Annotated in this window: 12 protein-coding genes, 1 tRNA gene and 1 riboswitch; of the genes, 9 read left to right on the top strand and 4 right to left on the bottom strand. The window is 37.3% G+C overall.

The features are described from left to right. The first annotated feature begins 19 nt into the window (after window positions 1-19). From V514_RS0105075 to V514_RS0105060, 4 genes are all read left to right on the top strand, one after another. A complete protein-coding gene (locus V514_RS0105075; RefSeq protein ID WP_029498706.1) occupies window positions 20-595 on the top strand; it encodes a hypothetical protein in 576 nt (191 codons plus the stop codon). A gap of 83 nt (window positions 596-678) precedes the next feature. After that, a complete protein-coding gene (locus tag V514_RS0105070; protein ID WP_029498704.1) occupies window positions 679-1809 on the top strand; it encodes a hypothetical protein in 1131 nt (376 codons plus the stop codon). Between the two features lie 312 nt (window positions 1810-2121). Beyond that, window positions 2122-2619: an ImmA/IrrE family metallo-endopeptidase gene (locus V514_RS0105065; protein WP_029498702.1), complete on the top strand. Its 498-nt coding sequence runs from the start codon at window positions 2122-2124 to the stop codon at window positions 2617-2619. Window positions 2620-2707: 88 nt separating this feature from the next. Then, window positions 2708-3817, top strand: a complete 1110-nt coding sequence (locus tag V514_RS0105060) for a tyrosine-type recombinase/integrase (RefSeq protein WP_029498701.1) — start codon at window positions 2708-2710, stop codon at window positions 3815-3817. 190 nt (window positions 3818-4007) lie between these two features. Here V514_RS0105060 and V514_RS0105055 read toward each other — a convergent pair. The 4 genes from V514_RS0105055 to V514_RS0105035 all read right to left on the bottom strand — a co-directional run bounded on the left by V514_RS0105055 (window position 4008) and on the right by V514_RS0105035 (window position 6826). Continuing rightward, window positions 4008-4078 (bottom strand) — tRNA-Thr (locus V514_RS0105055). A gap of 160 nt (window positions 4079-4238) precedes the next feature. Continuing rightward, entirely contained in the window at window positions 4239-5429 is a 1191-nt protein-coding gene (locus tag V514_RS0105050) for a CbiX/SirB N-terminal domain-containing protein (protein ID WP_029498699.1), read from the bottom strand. 137 nt (window positions 5430-5566) lie between these two features. Continuing rightward, window positions 5567-5739, bottom strand: a riboswitch (cobalamin riboswitch). 57 nt (window positions 5740-5796) lie between these two features. Then, entirely contained in the window at window positions 5797-6276 is a 480-nt protein-coding gene (locus V514_RS0105040) for a hypothetical protein (protein WP_029498697.1), read from the bottom strand. 85 nt (window positions 6277-6361) lie between these two features. Continuing rightward, a complete protein-coding gene (locus V514_RS0105035) occupies window positions 6362-6826 on the bottom strand; it encodes a hypothetical protein (protein WP_029498696.1) in 465 nt (154 codons plus the stop codon). Between the two features lie 405 nt (window positions 6827-7231). Here V514_RS0105035 and V514_RS0105030 point away from each other — a divergent pair, with 405 nt between their 5' ends. From V514_RS0105030 to gntK, 5 genes are all read left to right on the top strand, one after another. Next, window positions 7232-8116: a LysR family transcriptional regulator gene (locus tag V514_RS0105030; protein WP_029498694.1), complete on the top strand. Its 885-nt coding sequence runs from the start codon at window positions 7232-7234 to the stop codon at window positions 8114-8116. Between the two features lie 116 nt (window positions 8117-8232). After that, window positions 8233-8607 (top strand): CidA/LrgA family protein, encoded by a 375-nt coding sequence (locus V514_RS0105025; RefSeq protein ID WP_081714996.1) that lies wholly within the window; start codon window positions 8233-8235, stop codon window positions 8605-8607. Beyond that, on the top strand, window positions 8604-9296 hold the full coding sequence (locus V514_RS0105020; RefSeq protein ID WP_029498690.1) for an LrgB family protein: 693 nt from the start codon (window positions 8604-8606) through the stop codon (window positions 9294-9296). The genes V514_RS0105025 and V514_RS0105020 overlap by 4 nt, the downstream gene beginning before the upstream one ends. 115 nt (window positions 9297-9411) lie before the next feature. Beyond that, window positions 9412-10473, top strand: coding sequence for a branched-chain amino acid aminotransferase (locus V514_RS0105015; RefSeq protein ID WP_029498688.1), 1062 nt, complete (start codon window positions 9412-9414; stop codon window positions 10471-10473). 280 nt (window positions 10474-10753) lie between these two features. Next, window positions 10754-12304, top strand: coding sequence for a gluconokinase (gene gntK / locus V514_RS0105010; RefSeq protein WP_029498686.1), 1551 nt, complete (start codon window positions 10754-10756; stop codon window positions 12302-12304). The last annotated feature ends 28 nt before the right edge of the window (window positions 12305-12332 follow it).

The following is a 12332-nucleotide window of genomic DNA, read 5'->3' as shown; positions in this document are numbered from 1 at the left end:
TAAATAAAGGAGGATTACTTTGGAGGATTACTTAAGACCTACTGAAGCAGAAATTGAATTTTTAACCCTATCCTATAACAAATTCTATGATATTTTCGAGGAAACATTCGAAGATGTCTTTTGGGAAGAAACAGCTTATTATCGTTTAACTAAAATAAAAACTGCATTTGAAATTTATGCAGAAATATTACACTATGAACCTATCAAATGGATAATTGAGTCTATGAAAAGAAATCGACCTCCTATGGAGGCTGAAATAGCTAGTGATTTATTTAAATGTATCCGAAATATTTTTGCACACTTTCCATTCTTTGAATCATGGGATGAAGTCATCGTAAACAAAAATATAATAAATTGGCATAAAAAAGGGCAAACTATTGATAAATTTTTAGAAAAATATAAAGGAAGAGAGTCTGTAAAATATAGAATATGGGAAGAAAAAAAGAAAAAAATGACCTATTTAAATATCAGCTTTCCTAATACTTATGACAAACATTCTAAAGTTTATCTTAAAGAGATTTTATCAGAAAAAGAAGGCTTTAAATTTGCACTGATTCTTATGAAAAAAATAATAGACACTCAAATCGCTGATTAATTTGAATTTCTATAAAATATAATTATCGAAAAGCCAGGAATTCACTCCATTAAACTACTTATCATTTTAATTAGAGGTGTAGTATGACAACAGAGAAATTAATCCAAAGTTTTTATGAAAATATCCCTACAATCCCAAAAGAACAAAATTATTGGCTTTTACGAGCTAATAGTGGACGTTACTATCAAGATTTTTTAAAAGAATCTTATATTGCTATAAAAAATTATAATATCCCATTACAAGAATTTATAGAAAGTAGTAGTTTAATTGAAGCTACTGAAAACGACTATGCAGACATCATTAGCAATTATTTGATAGAAAGCAACCATAATATCAACTATATTTCAAAGCAACTTTATACTTTTATAAACAAGATTAAACAGTACGATTTAATTTTAACTCCTTCTAAAAGAAGTGAATACTATTTATTAGGATATGCTGGAAAGCTATATGAGGAAAATAGTGCTTTCTTTGAAGATTTTACTCCTAGTGGTAGCGTAGAAGAAATTGAACATTCGCCGTATTTATTAAGAAGAAAAGTTATTTGGTTAAAAGAAGTTCATAAAAATGAAATTGACAATTCTTTTTTGAAAATACGAAATACTCAACAAGCTTTAATTAATATTAATCAATATGCAAATATTATTGATCGCATAACTTTTCCTTTCTATATAAAAAATGAACAATTCCATGCTAATTTTTATGCACAAGGGACATCTGATTTTTCTATTCAAACATGGAGCAACTATCATAATATATTAGCAAAACGTTTAGGAGATAGAGATGCAAAAAAATTTTTCTTGAAACAGAATATTCAATCTCCCGGCTATATTGAAATGATTTCAACTGTTAAAAATATCGTTGATGTATCCACTCCTTATTTTACAGGAGCTTTAATAATGTTGGGGGTAAAAGTTCTTCATGTCAGATATAAAGAAACAGAAGTAAAAGGACTTTTACCTTGGCTCTTCACTAGAAAAAGAATTAACAAATCTATAGATTTAGATAATCAATTGAAACAATTGGAAATTGATAGAATAAAAAGAGAACTTGACCAACCTAGCGTTGCTGAACAAGTTCCTGAAATGCGTATTACCGCCAATGAAGCAGGTAGACTCGTCTTACCTTCAACTCAAAGGCAAACGGATTCTTCTGACTCACAGGATGGGGATAGACCTTTAGAGCAAGAACAATCAACCCAAGAGCCAGAATAAATAATATTGAATTCGAAACATTGAATGTTGTGAAAAAAAGCGGAATTTTCACTATCCAATAAAGTATGGAAGACAACCATAGAGTTCCAACTATTTTCTGTATGCTTTGCATCTAAATCACCACCCCTTTAGATTAATATTGTTATTATTTACATATAAATATACCCTTATATTGATTTTTTAGAAACAGTCTATTTAAATTTAACTAAAAACATTATTTCTAAATAAAAACCTCACTTCACAAGAGTGGGGTTTTATTTTATACTTAAAAGAACATACGTTCCTTATATGGGAATATTCGGAGGATTTAAGATGAAATTGACACTCACACGTAAGGAAGAATTTATACAAAAGTTATACAAAACAGCTAACATACATAGTCCAGCACAAATTAGCGACTACAATATTGCCGATATGCTCGGGCTGACCATTATGCCCGCTCCTATCGACTCAAAGCGTTTAGGAGCACTAATTGTAGTAGATAGTCGTATACCTGATGAAGAGCAGCATGAACAATTCGCTCATGAGCTTTGTCACTCTATCTGGCACGTAACTAATCAAATGCTCATGCCAGACTTTTGGACAGAGTACCAGGAATGGACGGCCGATACATTTGCGAATCACTACTGCATGCCAACATTTATGCTGCTAAATCTAGATCTTCAAGCTTACCGAACAAAGAAGCACTTGTATTATGAGATGGCCGAGTTATTTGGTGTGACTTTAGAGTTTGCTACGAAGCGAATTGATGATTTTTTATTTCAGCTAGAATGGCGCGATAAAAACATATTTGAAATTGTTCATACATAATTTAAATTGAATTGGCAAAAGCGCAACGCATCATTTACTGAGTTTTGCGCTAATGATTAAGAAAGGAATTTATTTGGAGGAGATTTATGTGGCAAGTATCACAAAACGCGGTAAATCATGGTCATATACTGTTAGTAACTATGTAGACGGCGTTAATAAACAAATTAAAAAAGGCGGCTTTCGTACAAAACGTGAAGCAGAAATAGCGGCTGCAGCCATTGAAGCGCAAAAAGGTGAAGGTTCACTAAAGCTTAATAGCGCTATTCCTATTGCGACATACTTTGAACGCTGGATAAAAGCATATAAAGCAGATGTTCATTATAATACGCAGTTACGCTATCAAAATAGCTTAAAGTGGGTAAAAGTTTACTTTGAAAATACTAAAATTAACACGCTCACTGCTTTAGACTATCAAGAATTTTTAAATTGGTTTGGCTCTACCCGCTCCGAAGAAAGTGTAAAGAAGCTAGATAGTCATATAGGGGCCTGTTTGCGCCACGCACACGATGTTGGGGATATTCGTTACAACATTACGCGCGGCCGTAAAATTCAAGCAAGCCACACCGGTAAACGGGCTCACGATAAATACATTGCAAATCACAAAGATGCACAAAAGCTGTATTCGTATTTATATCATCATTTAGAGGATGGTTTTGGGCTAATCCATCACCTGCTGCTACTCGCTCTAGTTACTGGACTCCGCTTTCAGGAACTATTAGGCTTAACGCCTAATGACTTTGATTTCAATGACAATACGCTCGACATCAATAAGTCATGGGATTATAAACATCAAAGCGGCTTCGACAAATTAAAAAATGAAGCATCTTATCGTAAAATTACCGTAGATCCAAATGTCATGGTTATTTTCAAAGAACTAATCGATGCAATTACTAATCAACGATTACGTGAAATGATTATTTTCCGTAGCCCGCACCACCCTACTGATAGTTTCACCAATGAAGGAACTAATAAAGCACTACGAAAAGTTTTAAATGAATTAGGTATAGACCCTATCACTGTTCATGGGCTACGACATACGCATGCATCTGAACTTTTATATGCTGGTGTGTCCATTCAATACATCTCTAAACGACTTGGTCATAGTGATATTCAAACAACGTTAAATACGTACACGCATATTGTTAAAGAGCTTGAAGCCCAGAACGACGCGGTTACAGTGCAATTATTCACACCTTAAATTTGGTCACTATTTTGGTCACTATTTCATTTTTTTGGTCACTATTTGGTCACTATGCTACGATATTCTAAGGTGTTTTAATGCATTCTCCATAGCATACTGAAAAAACAAAAAAGCCGATAAACGCTGTTATATCAACGTTTATCGACTTTTTCTAAATTTTATGATGCTTTGTAATTGAACAAAGATATGCCTTCTGGGAGAATCGAACTCTCATCTACGGATTACGAGACCGTTGTTCTGCCATTAAACTAAGTAGGCAAATAGGTAAGTTCTATTCATAACTTACAACTATTATTATACTCTTATTTGTACTTTATACAACATTTCTGTCTAAAAAACACTTTTCTTGTTTATTTAATTTAATGCTACTTTAACTCTTTTCTTGCTATTCCATTAAGGAAATTACTTCTAGTATACGTTAATGATGATGAACATAATCATTTTCTTTTACATATTCACGGAAATTCGCTAAATCTTGCATACCCGTTGAAGTGCCATCAATGGCTTGTTGCAAACGCTCTAATAACACGGTTTGTAAATTTGGATGATAACCAAAATACGAGGCAAGCTCAATTGATATACTTGGATTTATGTCAGAGAATTGTTGTGCCATCAATGCCATTCGTTCCATTAGAATACCCGTAAATAAAAAATAAGGTAACATGATTACTTGCTTTGCACCGTGCGCTATACATGTTTGAATTCCTTGCTCAACAGTTGGCGTTGTTACACCCATAAAGGCACATTCTACTGTCGAAACAGTGAGCTGTGATTGCAAGATCGACGCAATTTTATAGAAATCCAGCTTAGCATCTTCATCGCTACTCCCGCGACCAATTAATAAAATAACGGTATCTTTATGAGGAATGGATACATCAAATTGAATTTCTTGTAAACGCGCCTTTAAGATATCGATAATCGCCTGATGAATACCAATTGTTTGTCCATATGTAAAGCGAATTTCTGGAAACTGTGCCTTCGCTTCTTCAATTTCTGCCGGAATATGTAATTTAGAATGCCCTGCATGTAATAAAATAATCGGAATGACATGAATTTCTGTGGCCCCTTGCTCAATACACGCTTGAATACCATCTTCAATATTCGGGTTCGCAAATTCTAAAAAACAAGTTTCTACTAATAAATTTGCATCAATCGCCGGTTTCATTTGTTTAATAAATGTACGCACTTCCTCATTACCCGCTTCTAAACGGCTCCCATGCCCAACAAACAGGACCGCAGCCTTTTTTTTGCCGCGTTTTTTACGATATTTTTCAATGCCTTTAATACGCCCCTGTTGACGCATCCGTTCGCCGTTAAGCATTTCATAAATAATCGCTTCGCGGGCCACATCATTGTGGACAATACTGCGAGCTGTTTGCTCTTGCTGTACGGAATACCATGTGCCTTTCGGATAATCAATGACGACACATTTATCCTTGCAACGCCCATTGCAGCGCGTACGCGACGTATGAATGACGTCATCTAATTTATGTGTCAAAATCTCATCTCGAATTTGTTGCGTCACTTCTTCTGCTCCTGCACCCATACATGTCGCTCCATTACAAATCATTAAATGTCGCTCCATTTTATTCAAATTCCACGTTGTCATTGCTCTGTTTCCCCCTCATGATAGATGATTCCCATACGCGAGGTAACAGGCATAAAAAAAGACACTTTCCCATTAAAAAAGTGCACTAAAAAACGCAATTGTCCATTGCTTATTCCGCACCTATCCTCGTAGGGTGAATCACCGAAGATTAAATGGTAGGTCTCCTGGCTTCTCTTCATCGCACTTTACACCTTCCCGTTAACACAGTGGTTGTTGTAAAGCACTCCAAGTTACAGTTGCGGGACAGCATCGGCTTTGCACCGATTTCCCTATTAAGCTAACAATTAGCGCCATCAATCATATTGAATTGCTTTCATTTTAGCATTAAATTTTGAAAAATCAAATAGCTCTATTAAAAAAAAGGTGGCTATTCGCCCCCCTCCTGTTGTGCCGCTGCAATTTTATGTCGCTTGAAAAAGCCCGCACCAAATGCCAATGTATGCAATGTAAAAAAGGTCATTTCATTTACAAACCAACCATTTGTATAGCTATTCCATAACGGGAAATTAAAAATGACCGAGCCTTCCGTCATCGTTCCTCCGCCGAATGCCTGTAAATCTGCTTGCACTTGTGTGTATTCAAGATAGGTACTAAATGTGAGCACAATTAGTAAGATGACAACATATGTAATGAGTTGTTTGCCTGTTCCTTGCGCAAAATAACGCGCGCCAATAATAAAGCTAATAACTAAACTCATGCCAAGAAACGGTACAAGAAATACAAGTGGAATAAATGCCGGATTTATATTTTTTAACGGCTCATCTGGCATCAATGTAAAATAATAACGCACGATAAAAAAGCCAAATAGTGAAATCGCTAATGAAATGTACCACGCTAATTTACTCAAAAAATCAACCTCCACTGTCCATTATAAAAGAAGCGAATCAAAAAAAATAGCGCAAGCTCGGGTTTTCACCGTTCCTGCACTACGGTCATGTCGTTAATTGTTGTAAGGTTTGTAATTGTCCTGCAAGCCGTCTAAACAATTCATTTTGTAAAATAGCGCTATTGCGTTCCTTTAATGCCGTTAAATACGTGCAAAGCGCATGTGTAAATGCGTCGATAAACGCCAGTTTTGGTAGCATTGTCCGTTTCAATGTATGCATTGTTTCGGGATCAAAATTACGAAATTCCATAATGCGTCCTAAAAAAATAACATCATATGATTTTGATGTACTATACGTGTGAAATGTTTGCGGTTCATCCGTATCAAGTGCCTCTACTAAAGCTTTTGCAATATCTTCGATTAAAATACCATGATTAACATTCGATTCAATCGATAACGTACGATTGCCTTCTAGTAACACATTAAATTGACCGCCACGCCAAAAAAATTGATTAAATTCGTTTTTTTCAATAAGCTCATCGTCATGAAAAACCGTCCAAGTAATTCGCATAATCTCTCCCCTCCTTATGCGTCGTATACGAGCAACGAAGCGGTGAATCATGTAAAACATAATAGCTAGCATCATAATTTCCAAGCAGCATCTACCCTACAGAGCCGTAACTCACGAGAATGTTGACGAAACAGTTGTTATTTTATTTTTCCCTATTTCGTACGACTTTAATTAAAATGTGCCATTAAATCTACATCAAAAGCAGTCATAGCGCTCATTTTTGTCTAAATATAGATTGCATTTATTATACCGAAACTTCGAAAATTTACTATCCCTTCACATAATGTTCGATTTTTCATTTTTCTAACGTCTTGTAGTATACTGAAAAAATATGGAAATTCATCATTATCTACGATGAAACTCCAACATTTTTTCCACTTCACAACGTTTTAGGAGGATTTTTTTATGGATGTCCGTCAACTAACTTATTTTATAGAAGTCGCAAAACAACAAAGTTTCACAAAGGCTGCGCGTAAATTGCATGTGACGCAGCCAACCATTTCTAAAATGGTGCGCCAACTAGAATCCGAACTTGGAACTACGCTGCTCGACCGTTCAAGCAAGCATGTCCAATTAACAGATGCTGGGGATGTCGTATTTGAACGCGCGATGCAAATTATTCAAATGGTTGATGAAGTCCATTTAGCTTTAGAAGATATGGCACATTTAAAAACCGGGCATTTAACGCTTGGTATGCCGCCTTTGATTGGTATTTTATTTTTCCCAAAAATGATGAAAGGCTTCCAACAACGATTCCCTGACATTTCGTTTCAATTAGATGAAATTGGTGCCAATATCGTTAAAGAACGTGTCCTAGCAGGCGACTTAGATGGTGGTTTTGTTATGCTGCCGGCACATGAGGAGGATTATGATATTATTCCATTTGTTAAAAAAGACGTTTTTGTCGTCATGCACAAAGATCATCCTCTAGCGCATCGTAAAAACATTGCTATGCGCGATTTAGAACATGAACCGTTGCTATTGTTTTCTGAGGATTTTACGCTCCATGACCGCATCATTCAAGAATGTGAAGATTTTGGCTTTGAACCGACCATTGCGTTTGAAAGTTCACAATGGGAATTTATTAGTCAAATGATCGAGCATAATTTAGGCATCGCCCTTTTCCCAGAACCATTTGCACAAAAAACGAATCGCGATGTCGTCAACATCATTCCGCTTGAAAAGCCGATTTTATGGGAGATTGCGTTTATTTTAAAAAAAGACCGCTACCGCTCACGAGCGATGCGCGCTTTTATTGCGTACGTTGAAAATAATTCCAATTTGGAATAGTTATAATAATATTTATGTATTTTACGAATGACATATTTTGTTATACACTGAATAACGAATGAACAAAGCACTCGTTTTTTAATCGACGCTAGTGCACTATAAAGGTTGTGATTTTCTTGAAAACCGTGCAAAAAGTCGTGCAAATCATCGTACAAACTATTTTTATTTGGGGATTTTTACTTGTTGGTACATGGCTTAGTTCCGCACTCCATCTCCAAATTCCAGGGAGTATTATTGGACTATTATTATTATTTCTTTGTTTAAAAACACATCTTATTAAACTGGAATGGGTCGATGCTGGTGCTACTTTTTTAACGGGTGAGCTATTATTGTTTTTCGTACCAGCTGCTGTTGGTGTTATTCAATATGATGAGATTTTCGGTATTATTGGCATCAAATTAATTGTTGTCATTATTTTGGGCACGATTGTCGTTATGGCAAGTACAGGTTTTGTGGCTGAACGTTTTGCGAAGGGAGATGCTGCAAAATGACCGTTGCATTCGGCTTAATTGGTACGGTTGTTATTTTCTATGCTAGCAAGTGGCTTTATGCGCGCTATGAGAAAATTTGGCTCTCGCCATTGCTTATTTGCCCATTAATTTTAGTTATTATTTTATTAACGACGGGTACATCTTATGCACAATATAATAGCGGTGCCGATATTTTATCCACATTGCTTGGCCCGGCAACCGTTGCATTTGCTGTACCAATGTATAAAAACTACGCATTGTTAAAGAAAAATGCGCTCGCTATTTTCGCTAGTTTACTTGTCGGTTGCATCGTTGCGATTGTGTCGTCGTTAATGTTGGCATTAGCAGCCGGCTTAAACAATGACATGATCAACAGCCTTGTCCCACGTTCCATCACAACACCAATTGCGATGGATATTTCGACGATTATTGGTGGCGACCCAACGATGACAGCTGTTTTTGTTATTGTTACAGGCCTTACCGGTAGCATCGTCGGTCCGATTGTTATTCGTACATTACGATTCCGCCGCGCCGCTTCAAAAGGTTTATTACTCGGCATGGGCGCACATGGCTGTGGGACATCAAAAGCATTCGAATTTGGTGAATTAGAAGGAACATTTTCTTCGCTTGCGATGATTGTTGCAGCACTCGTGAGCATTATCCTCTCTGAAACGTTTTTCCCGTACTTAGCTAAAATTTTATTATCCTAATATTCAACGAGTTAACGCGAATGTTAGCTCGTTTTTTAAATGCATTATTATGAACTTTCTAAAAATTTAAAATAATGTTACGATAGGAATACACAATCGAAGGGAGTTTTTCTATATGTCAATACCTGTAACATTCACCACGTCGCCAAAACAAAAACCTGCCGCGGACAATCTTGGTTTCGGTAAAATTTTTACAGACCATATGTTTATCGTGGATTATTCAACAAAAGAAGGTTGGCATGATGGACGTATCGTACCATATGAACCGATTACATTAGACCCGGCAAGTAAAGTATTCCATTATGGTCAAGCAATTTTTGAAGGGTTAAAAGCATACATAACAGTGGATGGCGATGCGCTATTATTCCGCCCAGACCGCAACTTTGCGCGTTTAAATCATTCGGCAGAGCGCCTATGCATTCCGGCGATTGACGAAGCGTACGCACTTGAAGCACTTAAACAATTAGTTGATGTTGACCGCGAATGGATTCCGACTGAAGCGGGTACATCGCTTTATATTCGCCCATTTGTCATCGCAACGGAAGCGGATTTAGGCGTTGATGAATCAACAGAATATAAATTTATGATCATTATGTCGCCATCAGGTTCGTATTACGCAGAAGGGATTAACCCTGTTAAAATTATGGTTGAGAACAAGTATGTGCGCGCTGTAGTTGGTGGCACAGGTGAAGCAAAAACGAGCGGCAACTATGCCTCAAGCTTAATTTCATCAAAAGAAGCACATGAAAAAGGCTATGCGCAAACTTTATGGCTAGACGGTAAAGAGAATAAATATGTTGAAGAAGTTGGCAGCATGAATATTTTCTTCAAAATTAACGGTACTGTTATTACACCTAAATTAACGGGGAGTATTTTACCGGGTATTACACGCGACTCGATGATTCAAGTATTAAAGAATAAAAACATCGCGATTGAAGAGCGCAATATCGCAATCGATGAAGTAATCGAAGCACATAAAAACGGCACATTAGAAGAAGTTTTTGGCACAGGTACTGCTGCTGTTATTTCTCCAGTTGGTCGCTTATTATGGGAAGGCGAAGAATTAGTCATTAACAATGAACAAATCGGTGACGTATCGCAACTACTGTATGATACATTAACAGGTATTCAATCAGGCGCGCTTACCGATGAATTTAATTGGACAATACGTTTATAAGACAAAAAAAGAGGAACCGCAGTTTATTGCGGCCCCTCTTTTTTTTTTGCTAACAATCCTTCGACAATCGTCGTCATTTGTTGCATCGAATCCCTTCATTTCTCATAGAATGGTTCTAGTATACTGCAAATAGCCTGTTATCGGAATAGTTCATGTGTGTGAAAGAAAACACTTTCAATTATCACTGAAATTGAGTAAAATTATATCGCAGGAAAATAATTTTCATAAATAAATAATTATATTTGAAATAAAATTTTATATCATGAAGGGATGATTGTTTATGTCAAAATCAGCTTATTACTTAGGTGTCGACATTGGCACAACAAGTACAAAAGCGGTATTGTTCTCAAATAATGGTGAGGTCATCAGTATGCACCATGAAACATACCCACTCTATAGCCCGACACCACAAGTTGCCGAGCAAGATCCCGATGAAATTTATATTGCTTGTAAAAAAGCCATTGCTGGTGCCATTCAAAAAAGCCATATTGATACAACAGTTCTCCATCTCGTATCTTTTAGCGCCGCGATGCATTCGATTATTGCGGTTGATGCGAATGGCAAACCGCTAACAAAATCGATTACGTGGGCGGATAGTCGCGCCACTGCATCGGCAGAAAAAATTTTAACCGACCATAATGGTCACGACATTTACCGCCGTACAGGGACGCCAATTCATCCAATGGCACCACTCGCAAAAATTACGTGGTTACGCCATGAGCATCGTGCTATTTTTGAAGCTGCTCATAAATTTATTGGTATTAAAGAATATATTTTCGAGAAATTTTTCGGCGAATATGTCGTCGATCATTCGATTGCCTCTGCAACGGGATTATTTAATTTAGAAGCGCGCGATTGGGATGCTGGCGCATTAGCCGTTGCCGATATTACAGCCGAGCAATTATCTACACTCGTTCCGACAACCCATATTTTACGCACGTTACGCCCCGCTATTGCAACTGAGTTAGGTATTGAAGCGACCACGCCATTTGTTATTGGTGCCAATGACGGCGTTTTATCTAACCTTGGTGTCAACGCCATTGACCCCGGTGTCGTGGCCATCACAATTGGGACATCTGGTGCCATTCGTACGGTCGTTGATAAACCGATTACCGATCCAAAGGGCCGTATTTTCTGCTATGTCTTAACTGATAAACATTGGGTCGTTGGCGGTCCTGTCAACAATGGTGGTATGACCTTCCGCTGGGTTCGCGATGAGCTAGCCTCAAGCGAAGTCGAAACCGCCAAACGTTTAGGCATTGACCCATACGATGTGCTAACCAAAATTGCTGCCCGCGTAAAACCCGGTGCGGATGGTTTGTTGTTCCATCCCTATCTAGCTGGCGAACGTGCCCCACTCTGGGATGCGAATGCGCGCGGTTCCTTTTTCGGTCTAGGATTGCATCATAAAAAAGAGCATATGATTCGCGCCGTCCTTGAAGGTGTTATTTTTAATCTCTATACGGTTTTTATTGCATTAGAAGAAGTCATCGGTACTCCTGAAAAAATTCAAGCAACAGGCGGCTTTGCCCGCTCCGATTTGTGGCGTCAAATGATGGCTGATATTTTCAACCAAGAAGTCACAGTACCTGAAAGCTTTGAAAGCTCGTGCCTTGGTGCCATCGTTTTAGGTATGTATGCACTTGGCGAAATTGATGACTTTTCAATTGTTGCCTCGTGGGTTGGCTCAACACATGCACATACCCCTATTCAAGAACATTTTGATATCTATAAAGAGTTGATTCCGATCTACATTCGTATATCGCGATTATTCAAAGATGAATATCGCGATATAGCCCGCTTTCAAGAAAAATGGGTACACGAGGACTAAACGAAAGAGGCTTTAATAAAACATGTCA

It is taken from the genome of Kurthia huakuii LAM0618 (genome assembly GCF_000505545.1).
Taxonomy (GTDB): domain Bacteria; phylum Bacillota; class Bacilli; order Bacillales_A; family Planococcaceae; genus Kurthia; species Kurthia huakuii.
Note: the sequence above shows the minus strand (reverse complement) of the source record. Positions and strands in the feature narration are given on the sequence as shown.

Coding starts and splice junctions, on each gene's coding strand:
- V514_RS0105035 (WP_029498696.1), bottom strand. CDS start 6,826: ATGCGAATTACTTGGACGGTTTTTCATGACGATGAGCTTATTGAAAAA.
- V514_RS0105015 (WP_029498688.1), top strand. CDS start 9,412: ATGTCAATACCTGTAACATTCACCACGTCGCCAAAACAAAAACCTGCC.
- V514_RS0105020 (WP_029498690.1), top strand. CDS start 8,604: ATGACCGTTGCATTCGGCTTAATTGGTACGGTTGTTATTTTCTATGCT.
- V514_RS0105030 (WP_029498694.1), top strand. CDS start 7,232: ATGGATGTCCGTCAACTAACTTATTTTATAGAAGTCGCAAAACAACAA.
- gntK (WP_029498686.1), top strand. CDS start 10,754: ATGTCAAAATCAGCTTATTACTTAGGTGTCGACATTGGCACAACAAGT.
- V514_RS0105070 (WP_029498704.1), top strand. CDS start 679: ATGACAACAGAGAAATTAATCCAAAGTTTTTATGAAAATATCCCTACA.
- V514_RS0105050 (WP_029498699.1), bottom strand. CDS start 5,429: ATGACAACGTGGAATTTGAATAAAATGGAGCGACATTTAATGATTTGT.
- V514_RS0105065 (WP_029498702.1), top strand. CDS start 2,122: ATGAAATTGACACTCACACGTAAGGAAGAATTTATACAAAAGTTATAC.